The organism is Cryobacterium sp. PH31-O1, from assembly GCF_030063455.1.
In the GTDB taxonomy this organism is placed as follows: Bacteria; Actinomycetota; Actinomycetes; order Actinomycetales; family Microbacteriaceae; genus Cryobacterium.
On record NZ_JASITB010000005.1, the window covers coordinates 37433 to 53711 of the forward strand.

The following is a 16279-nucleotide window of genomic DNA, read 5'->3' on the forward strand; positions in this document are numbered from 1 at the left end:
TATTCCTGCTAACCGTTCTAGTAGACCGTGACAGCTTGCTTGACGACACCGGATTCAGCGTCGAGAACCGGAGCATCGTCCGGGCCCTTCTGAACGGCCTTGAGGATGAGCTTGAACTCGACCACCGCGAGAATGCCGTAGAGCAGGGTAAAGACGATCAGCGAGATCAGGATTTCCAGACCGGTCACACCGGGCGAGATGCCGTCTTCGGTGCGCATGAGACCAAAGACAATCCAGGGCTGACGTCCCATTTCGGTGAAGGTCCAGCCGACGCTCATGGCGAGCAGCGACATCGGGAAGCTCCAGATGGCGACCTTCCACATCCACGGTCGAGCGGGCTTGGCGGCACTCTTGCGGGTGAAGAACAGGCCGGCAACAGCAACCAGCATGTGGGCCAGGCCGAGCCCGATCATCCAGCGGAACGCCCAGTAGGTGATCCAGATGGTCGGGGTGTAGTCGCCGGGGCCGTAAGCCTCGACATACTGCGCCTGCAGGTTATTGATTCCTTCAACGGTGCCATCCAGGGTGTGCGTCGACAGGAACGAGAGCAGGTAGGGAACGCGCACCGAGAACAACTCACTCACACCGTCGGGCGTGCCGAGGGTGAAGATGGAGAACGAGGCGTTCGCGCCTGTCGCCGTGACGTACATGGCCTCGGCCGAGGCCATCTTCATCGGCTGAACTTCGGTCATGATCAGGCTGAGCTGGTCACCGGAGAGCGTCGTGAGAATTCCGGCGATGATCATCATCCACATGCCGAACTTGAGCGCCGGCCGCATGGTGTCGAAGTGCTGGTTGCGGGCGAGGTGCCAGGCGGCGACCGAGATGATCAGGCCGGCTGAGACCATGAAGCACGCAAAGATTGTGTGCGGAAAGGATGCCAGCACGATCGGGTTGGTGAGCAGCGCCCCGATGCTGGTGAGCTCTGCGCGCCCCTTTTCTTCGTTCATGACATAGGCATCCGCGATCGGGTTCTGCATGAACGCGTTCGCCGCGAGGATGAAGTAGGCCGAGGTGATCGTACCGATCGAGGTCAGCCAGATGGTGGCGAGGTGCACCTTCTTGGGCAGCTTGTCCCAGCCGAAGATCCAGAGGCCGATGAACGTCGCCTCCAGGAAGAACGCCAGGATGCCCTCGAACGCGAGCGGGGCGCCGAAAACGTCGCCAACGAAGCGAGAGTAGTCCGACCAGTTCATGCCGAACTGAAACTCCTGCACGATTCCGGTCACGACGCCCATGGCGAAGTTGATCAAGAAAATCTTGCCGAAAAAGTGCGTCAGCTGCAAGTATTTAGCTTTATCGGTGCGCACCCACGCCGTTTGGAAGATGGCGACAGTCAGGGCCATTCCAATGGTGAGTGGGACGAAGAGAAAATGGTAAACGGTCGTGAGACCAAACTGCCACCGTGAGAGGAGTAAAGGATCCAACCACTCGTTCATGTGCCCTCCAGCAAGTTGTGTTCCGCGCGTTTACTTTTCTACGCTCGGTAAAACACTACTCTTCTACAACTCGTAGAAATCACAGTTTCGCAGCGTAATGTTAACAACATGGGAAGTTTGGGTGTGCTCGAAAGGCTAATGATGGATGTCCTGTGGGACTCTGCTTCCTCGTTGACGGCCAACGAACTTAAAGATGCCTTGATCAACCCTCAGATTTCGGAGCGGCCGGCTAAGCCGCTGGCGACGACCACCATTTTGACCGTGCTGTCCCGCCTCGAGGCCAAGGGCTTCGTCACCCGGGATCGCACTGTGCGCCCACACGCCTATACCGCCGCCATGAGCCGGGCCGCCCACACGGCCGGACTGATGCACGAGGTACTCGGTCAGGTTCCAGACCGTCACGCGGCCCTCGTTCGTTTCATCGGCGGTGTCACCCCGCAGGAGGCCGAAACCCTGCGCCAGCTGCTCGGCACGGCGACCGCCGACAACGACTGACCCCGCCAGAATCAGGCAGTACTCGCCGTGATCACCGCCGCCGCCCTGCTCGGCGTCATCGCCGTGCTGTTGGCCTGGCCGGTGCCGCTGGCATTGGCTCGCGCCGACTGGACGGCCCGCTCCCCCGGCGTGGCTCTCGTGCTCTGGCAGGCCATCGCGCTGTCGGGCGGCCTGTCGATGATCGGATCGCTGCTGCTCTACGGTCTCATTCCCTTCGGAACCGACCTCGGCGACAGTGTGAGCGCCGTCAGCGGTGATCTTAGGGCTGGAACCCTTCCGGTCGACACGGGTGTCACCCACGTGCTCGCACTCGGAGCGGCCATCCTGCTCGGCGCGCACCTGCTGCTGAACCTGCTGGCGACGTTCCTGCGGGCTGAGCGCCAACGCCGCCATCACCACGCTCTCATCGCGCTGCTCAGCGATCCGCTGCACGGCCAGCCCGGCATGCGCGTCCTCGACCATCCGGCCCCCGTCGCGTATTGCCTGCCGGGAGCCGGGCATTCAGCGACCGTGCTCTCCAACGGTCTGCTGCGCCTGCTCGATGCAGACCAGGTGCGTGCGGTCATCGCCCACGAACAAGCCCACCTCGTGCAGCAGCACCACCTGGTGCTGCTCGCCTTCAAGAGCTGGCACAGCGCCCTGCCGTGGTTTCCCATCGCAAATCGCGCCGAGAACGCCGTCGCGCTGCTGGTCGAGATGCTCGCGGACGATCATGCCCGCCGCGTCGTCGACGATCACACCCTGGCCCGCGCGATTGCCCTCGTGGGCTTGGCACTGGCCGGTTTCGCCGCACCCTCCACCAGTGAAGCGGATGCGGCGGATCACGCCGTCGCATCCGCTTCACACGCTCACGGCCCCGCAGCCGAACCCGAACACCCAGCGCACCAGGTGACGAAACGTGTGGCACGCCTGATGAACACAACGGCGCCGCTGCACTACCCGGCAACGGTCGGAGCGCTCGCAACCGCGGCGGCGCTCCTGACCGTGCCTGCGCTCATTCTGCTCGGGGCCTGACCAATATCAGGCCGGGCCCACGCTGACCTCTAGATCAGGTTTTCTTTCTTGAGCCATTCGGTCGCGATTTTGTCGGCCGCGAGCTGATCGTTCACGCTCTGTGCGTTGAGCGCTACGAGCGTGTCTGCGGTCAGCGCGGCGTTAACCTTGTTGAGAACGGCGGCGGCCTTGTCGTCGACCTTCGCAGAGACAATGGGAACCACGTTCGACGGGAAGAACAGGCCGTCCGGGTCCTCGAGGGCAACGAGATTGCCGGAGTCGAAGGCCGGACTTGCCGTGTAGATGTTTGCGAGCTGAATGTCACCGTCTTCGAGTGCCTTGACGGTAAGCGGGCCACCACCGTCTTCAACCGGCTTGAACCCCGCTGTCACGATGCCGTATTTGTCGCTCAGAGCTGTCGGTCCGTAGGGGCGGGTCTCCAACTCCGAGTTGCCACCGACCGTTATCGGCTCGGTGACGTTCTTGAGCGAGGCGATGTCGGTGAGGTTGTACTTGTCGGCGAAGGCCTTGGTGACGGTCCACGTGTTCTGGTCCGAGGCATCCGCACGGTCCAGCGCCTGCAGCCCCGACGGAAGAGCCTTGGTGAGGGCGCTGTAGACCGCGTCGGGAGTGCCACTGGTCGCGGTATCGTCGAGGACTTGGAGCAGGTCTCCGGTGTACTCAGGGAATACGTCAATCTTGCCCGAGGTAATGTCGGGCAGGTACACCTCGCGCTGGCCGATGCGGAACTGGCGGTCGACGGTGAAACCATCGGCTTCGAGGGCCTGAGCGTAGATCTCGGCGATGATTTCGTTCGAGTAGTAGTCCTGAGACCCAACCACGAGCGTGCTGGATTCAGCGGATGATGAGCTACCGCTGCCCAAAGGGTCACCGGATGCACACCCTGCAAGGGCGACGACGGCCCCAACCGCGACCGCGCCAATCAGCGCGAGTCGGCCTCTATTTGCTGTGAACATTTTTTTGTCCTTCCTCGATGGCGGATTCCATCACCGGGCGAGGCCGGGAAGACCTGGTCCGGATGTCTGTGGGGCGTCCGGCCAGGACGCCGCGGGGCACTACGAAACGCTGGGTCAGCGCGAAGAGACCCTCGAGTGCGAGTGCCATCAGAATGACCAGAATCGACCCGCCGAGCATCTCGGCGTAGTCGCGAGTCTTCAGGCCAGCGAAGAGGTAGCGACCGAGCCCGAAATCGGCGACGTAGGCGGCCAGGGTGGCGGTGGCGACGACCTGCAGGGCTGCTGAGCGGAGCCCGCCAATCAGCAGGGGCAACCCCAGCGGCACCTCGACCTGACGCACAATCTGCACCTCGGACATACCAACCGCTCGTGCCGCGTCGATGGTGCGACGATCTATGGCTTCAAAGCCGGTGTAGGCCCCGGCAAGAATCGGCGGTACGGCGAGAACGGTCAGCGCGATGTACGGCGCGTTCAGCCCGATGCCGATCGAGAGCGCCACGAGCGTGAGAAGGCCGAGGGTGGGGATCGCCCTAAAGGCTCCGGCCGAGGCTACGGCCACGCTCCGCCCGCGCCCGGTGTGGCCGATCAGAAACCCGAGCGGAATGGCGATGGCCGAGGCGATAACCAGTGTGACCACGGTGAAGCCGAGGTGCTGAGCGAGACGCAGCGGAATGGCGTTGAGCCCCACATAGTTGGCTGGGTCGACGAGCCATTGGAGTGCCTCAGCGAAGAAATTCATCGGGCGATCTCCCTCGACCGATTCTCGCTTGCCGGGGTCGCGGCTGTGGATACTGATCCGGCCGCATTGTCCGTCACGGTCGTCGCCGCCCGCGAACGGGTCCACGGCATGAGAAGACGCCCGGCATAGACCAAAAGGGCATCAAAGACGAGCGCCAGCACGACGGTCGCCACGATCCCCGCAATGATTTCGGCCTGGATGCCCCGCTGGAATCCATCGGTGAACAGGCTGCCAAGGCTCTGGACTCCGATTACGGCACCCACCGTCGCCAGGCTGACGGTGCTGACGGCAACAACGCGCAGGCCGGCAAGCAGTACCGGCCCTGACAGTGGCAGCTCCACCTGCCAGAATTCGGTCCAGGTTGAGAAACCGACCGCGGATGCGGACTGCCGCACGTCCAGATCAACCGAGGCGAGGCCATCCGCTACGACGCGCACCATGAGCGCCACGCCATACAGCGTGAGAGCGATGACGAGGTTCAGGGGTGAGCGAGTGCTGGTTCCGACGATGATGGGAAGAATGATGAAAAGCGGCAGGGACGGGATGGCGTAGAGCAGCCCGACCACCGTCAGAATGACGCCGCGGCTGGCCCGGTAGCGGTGGGCCAGCCACCCGATCGGCAGGGCAATGATGAAGCTCAGAACGATCGCGGGCACGCTGAGCACGACGTGATCGAGGGTGCGATCCCAGATGAGATCGAGGTTGGCCCAGATCCACGTCACCGCGGATCACCACCCTGCGCCGAAGCACCCGACCCCGCGAGGGGACCGGCCTTTGAACCGGGGACGAGCACCCCTGCAAGCCGGCCGTCGCCGTCGACGAGAACGTCACCTGCGCCGTGGTTCTCGAGGTGGAGCGATCTCTTACCCCGCTCCGCCCCAACAAATGTTGACACGAAATCGTCGGCCGGATTGGCGAGAATCTCCCCCGGAGAACCAACCTGGGCCACCTTGCCACCGGTGCGCAGAATAACGACCTGGTCGCCGAGCAGGAAGGCTTCGTCGATGTCGTGGGTGACGAAGACCACGGTCTTGCCGAGTTCATGTTGCAGCCGCAGCAGCTCCTGCTGCAGTTCGGCGCGTACGATCGGATCCACGGCACCGAATGGCTCATCCATGAGCAGAATATTGGGATTGACGGCGAGCCCGCGAGCAACACCGACGCGCTGCTGCTGACCGCCCGACAACTGGCTCGGGTAGCGTTCAGCGAGTGACCGGTCGAGACCGACCGTGTCGAGCAGCTGGAGTGCCTCGTCGCGGGCCTTCTTCCTGGACATCCCCCGCAGCATGGGTACGGTGGCGACGTTGTCAACGACCTTGCGGTGGGGCAGCAGCCCCGAGTTCTGCATGACGTAGCCGATGCTCCGCCGCAGCTTGACCGGATCGAGGGTGCCGATATCCGCTCCGTCGATGTCGATGGAGCCGCTCGTCGGGTCAACCATACGATTGATCATTCGCAGCAGCGTCGTCTTGCCCGACCCAGAGGTGCCCACGAACACGGTGGTCTTGTGCGAGGGCAGAACCAAGCTGAAGTCATCGACGGCGACCGTGCCGTCGGGGAAACGTTTGGTCACCGAGTGGAATTCAATCATCCTGGTGGCGCGCTCCTCGCATCGGGTCGGTTGGGGTCAACACACAGCAGATGCTAACCCAATCACTATTCGCGGCGACAGGCAAAACAGATTGCGCAAAAAGATTTATCCGGTAGCGAACGGAGCGTTCTGCGCAGAAAAAAATTGCCGGGCACTCCGTGGTGCGCCCGGCAATCAGCGACGATCAGGACGCGGTGGCGAGAAGGCTTAGCGCGTGCGGGCTGTAGAACCCGTCGAGGTAGTTACGCAGCACGAGACGGCACTCGGCAATAAAGCGCTCGTCACCGACCGGATCGGTGTGGAAGGCCCGCGCGAGGAGGGCATCCGCCATTTCGACGGCAACTTCCAGGCGGAAGATCAGCTCGTCGCCGGCCGGCAGGTCGAACTCGTTCACGAGGACCTCGGCGAGGCGACGCGCGAAGAAGTCGGCATCCGCTACGGCGTCGGCGATGGGAGCGCCATCACGGTCGTCGAAGTTAACGATGCGAAAGCCGGGTTCGGAGCGGTACAGGCCGACGAAAGCCGTCACGACACAGTCCACCGCGTCCCACCAAGAGGTGAGGGTGCTCGCACCGAGCTCGTCGACAACGCGCTGCCGAAAGCGCACCACGGCGCGCTCGTGCAGGGCGTGCAGAACGGCGACCCGGTCTGGGTAGTAGCGGTACACCGTGCCGATGGAAGCACCAGCACGTTCCGCGATCATCGCGGTCGTGATGCGGTCGAAACCGACCTCGTCCACGACGGCGGCAGCCGCATCGAGCAAACCGGACAGACGTGCAGCGCTGCGCTGCTGAATCGGCTCGGTGCGCACCTGCTGAAGTGCTGCACCGGTCTCTTCACCTAATAAGCCACCAAGCGACATTTATCCCCCTTGAAGATAAGTCATCATCCTACGGGGTAAAACCCCTTTCCCACAGAGCTGATCTGGGGATGCACAGCAAACGTGGCAGAATGAAGGCGTGCCAGAGTCCTCAGACGCCACGCCGCGTGCTCCCAGTCCCGAGCGAATCATGCACCGCGCAGCCCGCATCGAAGACTGGTTGCACGACCGCCGCGAGCATTCCGCCCGTCGCCGCGGGTATCAGCCGACCGTTATTCCTTATACCGGCTATGGCTCCACCGCCTGGGTGCGCATCCTCTGCCGGGTGCTCCTGACCAAGCCGGACAAGCCCTCGAAACGTCAAAAACGCCCCCGCGCGGATGGCCGTGATGCCGGCATTCGGGGCTGGCGCAGCTTCACGAGCGTTCCCGTCAACGATGTGACGGTCACGATTGAGATCGACGGCCAGACGCATCGCGTACAGGCGGATCGCGGCGGAGTCGTCGACACCGTGGTTCCGGTTTCGTTACCGGCCGGCTGGCACGTTGCCCGGTTGCACACCGAATTCTCGGCCCTGGCCGAGGCCCCGCTCTTCATCGTGGCGCCCACCGTCGGCTACGGCGTCGTCTCCGACGTCGACGACACCGTGATGGTCACCACGCTCCCCCGCCCGCTGCTCGCCGCGTGGAACACCTTTGTGCTCGACGAACATGCCAGGGTGCCAACGCCCGGCATGGCCGTGTTTCTGGAACGTCTGGCATCGAACACGCCAGGAGCCCCGGTGATCTACCTCTCCACCGGTGCCTGGAATGTGGCCCCGACCCTGTCGCGCTTTCTCTCCCGCAACCTCTACCCGGCCGGGGCGCTGCTGCTGACCGACTGGGGCCCCACCCACGACCGGTGGTTCCGCAGCGGGAGCGCCCACAAACGAGACAACCTGCGCCGGCTCGCCGAGCAGTTTCCGCACATGCGCTGGTTTCTGATCGGCGACGACGGCCAGCACGACGAGGCCATCTACAGCGACTTTCAACGTGACTATCCCGGCAGCGTCGCGGCCGTGGCGATCCGTCAGCTGTCCCCGAGCGAAGCGGTGCTCGCCGGTGGGCGCTCGCGTGACGCCGTGCTGATCGAGGGCGGCCCCGAGGCACCGTGGGTGTACGGCCCCGACGGATCCAGCCTCGCCAACCAACTCGCCGAACACGGCCTCCTCTAAGCGCAAACGGTCACGAGCCAGGTCCCCCCCCTCGAGGCGCCCCTTGGCCAGGAATGGCGAATTGCCCAGCACCAGGAGTGGTTCCTGCCGGGCGACTAGTGACCGGAGGTCGCCAGGAGGCGGTCGAGCCCCCGGTTGATCTGGCGGGCCCAGAGCGGACCGCGGTAGAGGAACGCCGTATAGCCCTGCACGAGGGTGGCGCCCGCCGCGAGACGTTCGGCCACCTGGGCGGCTGTGTCCACGCCGCCGACGGAGATGACGCAAAATTCCTGCGGCACGACGGCGCGAATCTGCTGCAAGACGGCGAGCGACCTGGCGTGCAGCGGGGCGCCGGACAGACCGCCGGCGCCGGCAGCGACGATGGTGGCGGCATCCGCTCGCAGACCGCTGCGAGACAGAGTGGTGTTAGTGGCGATGATGCCGTCGAGGCCGAGCTCAACGGCCAGGGCCGCGATGCGGGCGACTTCGGCATCCTCGAGGTCGGGGGCGATTTTGACGAGCAGCGGGGTGGCACCGGCGGCGCCCTTGACCGCGATCAGCAGCGGGGCGAGCTGGTCGAGTTCCTGCAGTCCGCGCAGGCCAGGGGTGTTGGGTGAACTCACGTTGACCACGAGGTAGTCGGCCAGGGGGGCAAGGGTGTGCGCGCTCCGCAGGTAGTCGGCCGTGGCATTCTCCACGGCGGTGACGCGGCTCTTGCCGATATTGATGCCGAGAACCGGGCGGCCGGCCACGGTGCGCACGCGGGTCAGCCGGGCGACGGCGGCGGCAGCACCGTGGTTGTTGAAGCCCATGCGATTAATGACCGCACGGTCGGCCACGAGGCGAAACAGGCGGGGTGTGGGGTTGCCTGGCTGGGCCACGGCGGTGAGCGTGCCCACCTCGACGTGGCCGAAGCCCAGCTGGCCGAGGCCGAGCACGGCCTCGCCGTCTTTGTCGAAACCGGCCGCGACGCCGAAGGGCGACGTGAAGTGCAGGCCGAGGGTGTTCACGCCGAGGTCGGTGCGAGGCCGGGTGAACCGGTGCACGAGGCGCCCGATGCCGAGTGTTGGCAGCAGCCGGATGACGGTGAAAGCGAGGTGGTGGGCGCGCTCCGGATCGATCCGGCTGAGCACGAGCTTGAAGAACAGCGGATACATCGAGCCCTAGGGTTTGTTGGCGGTTGGGGCGGTGCCGGGCGAAGCGGCATCCGCGGTCGTGCGGGCCTTGGACCGCGTGGTGTGCTCGGTGCGCAGCTGGGTGATAGCTGTCTCGAAGTCGTCGAGGGAGTCGAAGCCTTGGTAGACGCTCGCGAACCGCAGGTAGGCGACCTCATCAAGGTCACGCAGCGGCGGCAGGATGGCCAGACCGATATCGTTGGCGTCGATCTGGGAGGCACCGGTCTGGCGGATGGTTTCTTCGACCTTCTGGGCCAGCATGGCGAGGTCGGAGTCGGTGACGGGCCGCCCCTGGCAGGCCTTGCGCACGCCGGAGACGATCTTCTCGCGGCTGAACGGTTCGACCACGCCGCTGCGCTTGATGATGTTCAGGCTCGCCGTCTCGGTGGTGCTGAACCGGCGACCGCATTCCGGGCACTGCCGACGGCGGCGAATCGACAGTCCGTCGTCGCTCGTGCGCGAGTCAACGACTCGGGAATCGGGGTGGCGACAGAACGGGCAGAACATGGTGCTGCCAGCCTAGCGGTCGACCGCGAACCGGGCCGTAACGGCGTCGCCGTGGGCCGGCAGGGCCTCGGCGTTGGAGAGAGCCGTAATGTGATCAGCAACACCCTGCAGCGCCTCGCGGCTGTAGCGCACGACCTGCTGCGGTCGCAGAAAGGTGTAGGCGCCGAGGCCGGAGGAAAACCGGGCCTGTCCCCCGGTGGGCAGCACGTGGTTGGATCCGGCGACATAGTCACCGAGGCTCACCGGCGAATACGGGCCGAGGAAGATCGCCCCGGCGTTCTCGATCGTTTCGAGCACCGTGTCGGGATCGCTGGTCTGAATCTCGAGGTGTTCCGGCCCGAAAGCGTTGCTGAACGCGGCCGCGACCTGCAGGTTGTCAACGAGTACGATCGCCGACTGGCGGCCGCGAAGCGCCGCCGTCACTCGTTCGCTGTGAGTAGTGGATACCGCCAGCGCGCTTAGTCGCGCCGCGACGGCGTCGGCGAGTTCGGGCGAATCGGTCACCAGCACGGCCGCGGCGAGTTCGTCGTGCTCGGCCTGGCTGACCAGATCGGCGGCGACCAGCAGCGGATCGGCGGCGGCATCCGCTATCACGAGGATGTCGGTCGGGCCGGCCTCTGAATCGATGCCGGCCTGGCCTCGAATGAGTCGCTTGGCTGCGGCGACATAGACATTGCCGGGGCCGGTGACGATCTGCACCGGCTCCAGCCCGATGTCTTCGACACCGTAGGCGAGGGCGCCGATGGCACCGGCGCCGCCCATCGCGTAAATCTCGTCGACTCCGAGCAGGCCGGCGACGGCGAGGATGGTGGGGTGCACCCGACCGTCGAAGTGGCTCTGCGGCGGCGAGGCGAGGGCGATCGACCGCACACCAGAGACCTGCGCCGGCACAACGTTCATGACGACGCTCGAGGGGTAGACGGCCTTGCCACCGGGAACGTAGAGGCCGACCCGGTTCACCGGCTGCCAGCGCTGCGTGATGGTGGCCCCGGCTTCGATCGTGGTGGTCACGTGCGCGGGCACCTGCGCGGCGCTGGCCAGGCGCACCCGTCGAATGGTCTCGGTGATGGCCGTTCGTACGGCCGGGTCCAGTCCGGCGACCGCGTCGGTGATGTGGCTCTCGGGTACGCGCACCTGGCCGGGGCGCACCCGATCGAGGCGCTCAGCCTGGTCGAGCAGGGCCGCCCCGCCGCGCTCGCGCACGTCGGCGATCAGCTCCGCCGCGATGTCGGCGGCGTCGGCGACGCTGGTCAGGGCGCGCGGAACGGAAGCCAGAAGCGCGGCCGGTGTCGGCTCGCTTCCGCGAAGGTCAATAGTCTGGATCATCGTGCCCCAGCCTATCCGTGAACCCGCGTCACAATCCGCGGGCGGGAATAGGCTGACGTTGAAACAGATTGTTGGTTGAGTATGCAAAGCAACGTTGAACCCTCCGTAACCGTTCCCGTCCCAACCCCGGTGCCCGCGATTCCCCTGTACGCGGCGCCTCCACTCGCCGCCGACCCGAATGCTCCCGACGACCTGGCCGCGTTCAAACACGCGTTTCGCCGCCATGCCGCCGGGGTCGCGGCGATCACGACCCTGGCGCCCGATGGCACCCCGGTCGGCTTCACAGCCACGTCCTTGGCGTCGCTGTCCGCCGTTCCGCCTCTGGCGACGTTCAACATGGCCCGGTCGGCGAGCTCGTGGGTGGCGATAGCCGCCGCCGACCGCGTGGTCATTCACATGCTTGGCGCCCACAATCGTGCCGTCGCCGAGAAACTCGCCGGCCCACACGCCGCCCGCTTCATCGGCGAGCATTGGCAGCCCGGCCCCTACGGGCTCCCGGTGCTGGCAGGCGTCACCAGCTGGATGATCGGTCGCATCGTGGAACGGGTGTCGGTGCACAACAACGCTGTCGTCGTCGTGCAGATCGAGGGCGGCGGCATGGGCACCGACGATGAGGCCCTGCTCTACCACGAGCGCACCTACCGGGTACCTGGCGCCGCCGTCTAGGAGCGGGACTTCCCCGCAGCCAGCTTCTCGGCAGCCAGCTTCTCGGCTGTCAGCTTCTCGGCGGCCTTGCGACGGCGACGCTCGGCCTCGACCACCGCGGCCTGCTCGGGGGTCGGTGCGGTCCCGCCAAGATGCGCGGGCTGCCACCACTGGCCGGCGCCCGGCACCGGGTACTCCGCCTGCACCGCGTCGACGAGGTGCTGCAGGGTATCGTGTAATCGCAGGGTGGCCGCGGTGACGTCCTCGACGCCGGCGGCGGCATCCGCTCTGAAGGGCTCACCCCAACGGATGCTGACCGGCACGCCCAGCCGCTCCCGCAGACTGGACCGGTGGTTCTTGGTCATTAGTCGATGGCCGCCCCAGACGGCGACCGGGATGATCGGCACGTTCGCGGCCTGCGCCATACGCACCGCCCCGGTCTTGAGTTCACGCACGGTGAACGAGGCGTTGACGCCGCCCTCGGGGAACACACCGAGCAGCTCACCGGCGCCCAGGGCCGTCACGGCCTGGGCGTATGCGTCACCGCCACTGTCCATGTCGACCGAAATGTGTTTCATACCGCGCAGCAAAGGCCCGACCAGCGGCTGGTCGAAGGCACCCTTCTTGGCCATGAAGCGGATATGCCGCCGATTGTGCCGCCAGGTGACCCATTCGACCAGGGCGAAGTCGAGGTAGCCGAAATGGGTGATGGCGAGCACGGCGCCGCCGGTGGCTGGCAGATGTTTGAGGCCGGTCACGGCCGGGCGCACCCGGAGCAGGCCGAACAGGGCGCGCCCGGCGCCGATGGCGGTCGAATAGATCGGCTCTCGCTTGTGCATGGTGCCAGCCTAGGCTGGCACCCTGTCATTAATCTGCGGCCACGGCCGAAGAATCAGGTGAGGCAGTTCGGGCCGAGGATGCTCTTGAGTTCGCCGAACAGGTCGGCGCTCACCTTTACCCGATACGGCAGCTCGAACACCCGCGCCACATCACCCTTGACCAGCTTGAGTCGCACCTCGGCCTCGCCGGCGTGGCGCGTAAGGATCTCGCCGAGCGCACTCACCGTGTCGGTGGTCGCCCTGGCCTCCCCCACCGTGATCGAAACCATGCTCTGGTCGGAGCCCTGACCGAGCTCGGGCTGAAACACGCTGAACGCGTGCAGGTTCATTCCGTCGTCGCGCAGGCTGACCCGGCCGCGCACGACCACGACCGAGTCGCTGATCAGTTCCGGCGCGAACTCGAGGTAGGCCTTGCCCATGAACATCGCGGTGATCTCACCACCGAAGTCTTCGACCTGGATCATGCCGTACTGGTTGCCCGACTTCTTCGCGATGCGGTGCTGCACGCTCGTGATCAGGCCGGCCACCGTCACCGTGTCGCCGTCTTCGGTCGACTCAGACGCGATCAGGTCGGCGATCGTGGTGCTGGCATGCTTGGCGAGCGGAATCTCCAGCCCGGCGAGTGGATGGTCGGACACGTACAGCCCGAGCATGTCGCGTTCGTAGGCGAGTTTTTCTTTCTTGCTCCATTCGGGGCGGTCGGGCACCTGCTCGGTATCTTGGGGTTCGTCGAACAGGCTGTCGAAGTCGAACCCGATATTGCCGTTACTCTCTTCACGCTTGATCTTCACGGCAGACTCGACGGCGGACTCGTGGATCTCGACCATGCCGCGTCGGGTCGCGCCGAGCGAGTCGAACGCCCCGGCCTTGACGAGCGATTCGATCGTGCGCTTGTTGGCGACCGGCAGCGGCACCTTGCGCAGAAAGTCATGGAATGACTCGAAGCGGCCCTTCTCCTCGCGGGCGCCGCGAATGGCCTCAACCACGTTGAAGCCGACGTTGCGCACAGCTCCCAACCCGAAGCGGATGTCGGTGCCCACCGCCGCGAAGAACCCGATCGACTCGTTCACGTCGGGTGCCAGCACCTGGATGCCCATGCGGCGACACTCGTTGAGGTAGAGCGCGAGCTTGTCCCTCGAATCGCCGACGCTCGTCAGCAGCGCCGCCATGTATTCGGCCGGGTACACCGCTTTCAGGTACGCGGTCCAGTAGGAGAGCACCCCGTAGGCGGCGGAGTGCGCCTTGTTGAAGGCGTAGTCGGAGAACGGCAGCAGAATGTTCCAGACCGTGGTGACGGCGTCCATGGAGTAGCCACGGTCCTGCATGCCCTTCGAGAATCCCTCGAACTGCTTGTCCAGCTCGGACTTCTTCTTCTTACCCATGGCGCGGCGCAGCAGGTCGGCTTCACCGAGCGTAAACCCGGCTAGCACCTGTGCGATCGACATGACCTGCTCCTGATACACGATCAGGCCGTAGGTGGTGCCGATGACCTCTTTCAGGGGCTCTTCGAGCTCCTGGTGAATGGGAATGATCTCCTGCACACCGGTTTTGCGCAGCGCATAGTTGGTGTGCGAGTTGGCGCCCATGGGCCCGGGACGGTACAGGGCGATGACGGCCGAGATGTCTTCGAAGTTGTCGGGCTTCATGAGCCGCAACAGGGCACGCATCGGCCCGCCGTCGAGCTGGAACACGCCGAGCGTGTCGCCGCGGGCGAGCAGTTCGTAGGCGGCGGGATCTTCGAGGCCGAGGTCTTCGAGTACGGGCCGGTGACCACGGTTCACGGCGATGTTGTCGAGGGTGTCGTCGATGATCGTGAGGTTGCGCAGCCCCAAAAAGTCCATCTTGATCAGTCCGAGGGCTTCGGAGGCCGGGTAGTCGAATTGCGTGACGACCTGGCCATCCGCTTCACGTTTCATGATGGGAATAATGTCGATGAGCGGGTCACTGGACATGATCACGCCGGCGGCGTGCACGCCCCACTGGCGCTTGAGGTTTTCCAGGCCGAGGGCGGTATCGAACACGGTGCGGGCTTCCGGGTCGCTCTCGATCACGGCGCGAAAGTCGGCCGCTTCGCGGTAGCGCGGGTGATCCTTGTCGAACATGCCGGTGAGGGGCACGTCCTTGCCCATGATGGCCGGCGGCATGGCCTTGGTGAGTTTGTCGCCCATGCCGAAGGGAAATCCGAGCACCCGGGAGGCGTCTTTCAGGGCCTGCTTGGCCTTGATCGTGCCGTAGGTGACGATCTGAGCGACGCGTTCCTCGCCGTACTTCTCGGTGACGTACTTGATCACCTCACCGCGACGACGCTCGTCGAAGTCGACGTCGAAGTCGGGCATAGAGACGCGGTCGGGGTTGAGGAAGCGTTCGAAGATGAGGCCGTGCACGAGCGGGTCGAGGTCGGTGATGCCCATCGCATAGGCGACCATGGAGCCGGCACCCGAACCGCGGCCGGGGCCAACGCGGATCCCCTGCTGCTTGGACCACATGATGAAGTCGGCGACGACGAGAAAGTAGCCGGGGAATCCCATCTGCACGATAATGCCGATTTCGTAGTCGGCCCGTTTGCGAACATCGGCGGGGATGCCCTTCGGGTAGCGTTTGGCCAACCCGATCTCGTTCTCCTTGACGAACCAGCTTTCCTCGTTCTCACCCTCCGGGCAGGGAAACCGGGGCATGTAGTTGGCTTTGGTGTTGAATTCCACTTCGCAGCGCTCGGCGATGAGCAGCGTGTTATCGCAGGATTCGGGGTGGTCGCGAAACAGATGCCGCATCTGCGCGGCGGTCTTGAGGTAGAACTCGTTGGAGTCGAACTTGAACCGGTTCGGGTCGTCGAGGGTCGACGCGGACTGCACGCACAGCAGCGCGGCGTGAGCAGTGGCGTCGTGGGCGTGCGTGTAGTGCAGGTCGTTGCTGGCCAGCAGCGGCAGGTCGAGCTCCTTGGCGAGCTTGAGCAGGTCGGTCATGGTGCGGCGTTCGATGTCGATGCCGTGGTCCATAATTTCGCAGAAGAAGTTCTCCTTGCCGAAGATGTCCTGAAAGTCGCCGGCGGCCTTCTTCGCTTCTTCGTACTGGCCGAGGCGCAGGCGGGTCTGCACCTCGCCACCGACGCAGCCGGTGGTACCGATCAGGCCGGTCGAGTACTGGCTGAGCAGCTCGCGGTCCATGCGGGGTTTGAAGTAGTAGCCCTCGAGGCTCGCCTTCGACGACAGCCGGAACAGGTTGTGCATGCCCGCCGTATTCTCGGAGAGCAGCGTCATGTGGGTGTACGAGCCGGCGCCGCCGACGTCGTCCCGGTTCTGCCCGCTAGTCCCCCAGCGCACCCGGGTCTTGTCACGCCGATCAGTGCCGGGGGTGATGTAGGCCTCTGTGCCGATGATCGGCTTAATGCCGGCGTCCGTCGCGCTCTTCCAGAAGTCGAAGGCACCAAACACGTTGCCGTGGTCTGTGATCGCGACCGCCGGCATTCCCTGCTCGACGGCGGCATTGATCAGGGGTTTCACCCGGGCGGCGCCGTCCAGCATGGAGTATTCGCTGTGCACGT

General features: G+C 65.0%; 15 protein-coding genes. 4 read left to right on the top strand and 11 right to left on the bottom strand.

All coding sequences use genetic code 11. From position 1 onward, the window contains the following. Positions 1-17: 17 nt before the first annotated feature. Positions 18-1439 carry a cytochrome ubiquinol oxidase subunit I gene (locus QMK31_RS11340; RefSeq protein ID WP_283501060.1) on the bottom strand — a complete coding sequence of 474 codons (1422 nt, stop codon included), beginning with the start codon at positions 1437-1439 and terminating at the stop codon, positions 18-20. A 108-nt stretch (positions 1440-1547) separates the two neighbouring features. Here QMK31_RS11340 and QMK31_RS11345 point away from each other — a divergent pair, with 108 nt between their 5' ends. Both QMK31_RS11345 and QMK31_RS11350 read left to right on the top strand, forming a co-directional pair. After that, positions 1548-1934 carry a BlaI/MecI/CopY family transcriptional regulator gene (locus tag QMK31_RS11345; protein WP_283501061.1) on the top strand — a complete coding sequence of 129 codons (387 nt, stop codon included), beginning with the start codon at positions 1548-1550 and terminating at the stop codon, positions 1932-1934. 27 nt (positions 1935-1961) lie between these two features. Beyond that, positions 1962-2948 (top strand): M56 family metallopeptidase, encoded by a 987-nt coding sequence (locus QMK31_RS11350; protein ID WP_283501062.1) that lies wholly within the window; start codon positions 1962-1964, stop codon positions 2946-2948. 29 nt (positions 2949-2977) lie between these two features. Here QMK31_RS11350 and QMK31_RS11355 read toward each other — a convergent pair whose 3' ends face one another. The 5 genes from QMK31_RS11355 to QMK31_RS11375 form a co-directional block, all read right to left on the bottom strand. Then, positions 2978-3904: an ABC transporter substrate-binding protein gene (locus QMK31_RS11355; RefSeq protein ID WP_283501063.1), complete on the bottom strand. Its 927-nt coding sequence runs from the start codon at positions 3902-3904 to the stop codon at positions 2978-2980. Beyond that, the gene (locus tag QMK31_RS11360) at positions 3888-4643 is read right to left on the bottom strand and encodes an ABC transporter permease (protein WP_283501064.1); all 756 of its coding nucleotides are present in this window, start codon (positions 4641-4643) and stop codon (positions 3888-3890) included. The genes QMK31_RS11355 and QMK31_RS11360 overlap by 17 nt, the downstream gene beginning before the upstream one ends. Further along, positions 4640-5365 carry an ABC transporter permease gene (locus QMK31_RS11365; RefSeq protein ID WP_283501065.1) on the bottom strand — a complete coding sequence of 242 codons (726 nt, stop codon included), beginning with the start codon at positions 5363-5365 and terminating at the stop codon, positions 4640-4642. Before QMK31_RS11365 ends, QMK31_RS11360 begins: the two co-directional genes overlap by 4 nt. After that, complete coding sequence (locus QMK31_RS11370; RefSeq protein WP_283501066.1) at positions 5362-6234, bottom strand: ABC transporter ATP-binding protein; 873 nt, start codon at positions 6232-6234, stop codon at positions 5362-5364. The genes QMK31_RS11365 and QMK31_RS11370 overlap by 4 nt, the downstream gene beginning before the upstream one ends. A 184-nt stretch (positions 6235-6418) precedes the next feature. Then, the gene (locus QMK31_RS11375) at positions 6419-7096 is read right to left on the bottom strand and encodes a TetR/AcrR family transcriptional regulator (RefSeq protein WP_283501067.1); all 678 of its coding nucleotides are present in this window, start codon (positions 7094-7096) and stop codon (positions 6419-6421) included. Positions 7097-7244: 148 nt separating this feature from the next. On the opposite strand from QMK31_RS11375, the gene QMK31_RS11380 reads away from it, so the two are divergent. Then, positions 7245-8267 (top strand): App1 family protein phosphatidate phosphatase, encoded by a 1023-nt coding sequence (locus QMK31_RS11380; RefSeq protein ID WP_283501305.1) that lies wholly within the window; start codon positions 7245-7247, stop codon positions 8265-8267. 95 nt (positions 8268-8362) lie between these two features. Here QMK31_RS11380 and QMK31_RS11385 read toward each other — a convergent pair whose 3' ends face one another. The 3 genes from QMK31_RS11385 to hisD are packed head-to-tail and all read right to left on the bottom strand — an operon-like array spanning position 8363 to position 11254. Then, on the bottom strand, positions 8363-9403 hold the full coding sequence (locus tag QMK31_RS11385) for a quinone-dependent dihydroorotate dehydrogenase (RefSeq protein ID WP_283501068.1): 1041 nt from the start codon (positions 9401-9403) through the stop codon (positions 8363-8365). A gap of 6 nt (positions 9404-9409) precedes the next feature. Further along, positions 9410-9928 (bottom strand): transcriptional regulator NrdR, encoded by a 519-nt coding sequence (gene nrdR / locus QMK31_RS11390; RefSeq protein ID WP_283501069.1) that lies wholly within the window; start codon positions 9926-9928, stop codon positions 9410-9412. A 12-nt stretch (positions 9929-9940) separates the two neighbouring features. After that, positions 9941-11254 (bottom strand): histidinol dehydrogenase, encoded by a 1314-nt coding sequence (hisD, locus tag QMK31_RS11395; protein ID WP_283501070.1) that lies wholly within the window; start codon positions 11252-11254, stop codon positions 9941-9943. A gap of 81 nt (positions 11255-11335) precedes the next feature. On the opposite strand from hisD, the gene QMK31_RS11400 reads away from it, so the two are divergent. Beyond that, complete coding sequence (locus tag QMK31_RS11400; protein ID WP_283501071.1) at positions 11336-11920, top strand: flavin reductase family protein; 585 nt, start codon at positions 11336-11338, stop codon at positions 11918-11920. Here QMK31_RS11400 and QMK31_RS11405 read toward each other — a convergent pair. Further along, positions 11917-12738, bottom strand: a complete 822-nt coding sequence (locus tag QMK31_RS11405; RefSeq protein WP_283501072.1) for a lysophospholipid acyltransferase family protein — start codon at positions 12736-12738, stop codon at positions 11917-11919. The two genes, QMK31_RS11400 and QMK31_RS11405, sit on opposite strands and share 4 nt — an antisense overlap. Positions 12739-12791: 53 nt before the next feature. Continuing rightward, on the bottom strand, positions 12792-16259 hold the full coding sequence (gene dnaE / locus QMK31_RS11410) for a DNA polymerase III subunit alpha (RefSeq protein WP_502853115.1): 3468 nt from the start codon (positions 16257-16259) through the stop codon (positions 12792-12794). Positions 16260-16279: the final 20 nt, after the last annotated feature.

Coding starts and splice junctions, on each gene's coding strand:
- QMK31_RS11380 (WP_283501305.1), top strand. CDS start 7,245: ATGCACCGCGCAGCCCGCATCGAAGACTGGTTGCACGACCGCCGCGAG.
- QMK31_RS11360 (WP_283501064.1), bottom strand. CDS start 4,643: ATGAATTTCTTCGCTGAGGCACTCCAATGGCTCGTCGACCCAGCCAAC.
- QMK31_RS11345 (WP_283501061.1), top strand. CDS start 1,548: ATGGGAAGTTTGGGTGTGCTCGAAAGGCTAATGATGGATGTCCTGTGG.
- nrdR (WP_283501069.1), bottom strand. CDS start 9,928: ATGTTCTGCCCGTTCTGTCGCCACCCCGATTCCCGAGTCGTTGACTCG.
- QMK31_RS11340 (WP_283501060.1), bottom strand. CDS start 1,439: ATGAACGAGTGGTTGGATCCTTTACTCCTCTCACGGTGGCAGTTTGGT.
- dnaE (WP_502853115.1), bottom strand. CDS start 16,259: ATGCTGGACGGCGCCGCCCGGGTGAAACCCCTGATCAATGCCGCCGTC.
- QMK31_RS11375 (WP_283501067.1), bottom strand. CDS start 7,096: ATGTCGCTTGGTGGCTTATTAGGTGAAGAGACCGGTGCAGCACTTCAG.
- hisD (WP_283501070.1), bottom strand. CDS start 11,254: ATGATCCAGACTATTGACCTTCGCGGAAGCGAGCCGACACCGGCCGCG.
- QMK31_RS11400 (WP_283501071.1), top strand. CDS start 11,336: ATGCAAAGCAACGTTGAACCCTCCGTAACCGTTCCCGTCCCAACCCCG.
- QMK31_RS11405 (WP_283501072.1), bottom strand. CDS start 12,738: ATGCACAAGCGAGAGCCGATCTATTCGACCGCCATCGGCGCCGGGCGC.
- QMK31_RS11355 (WP_283501063.1), bottom strand. CDS start 3,904: ATGTTCACAGCAAATAGAGGCCGACTCGCGCTGATTGGCGCGGTCGCG.
- QMK31_RS11385 (WP_283501068.1), bottom strand. CDS start 9,403: ATGTATCCGCTGTTCTTCAAGCTCGTGCTCAGCCGGATCGATCCGGAG.
- QMK31_RS11370 (WP_283501066.1), bottom strand. CDS start 6,234: ATGATTGAATTCCACTCGGTGACCAAACGTTTCCCCGACGGCACGGTC.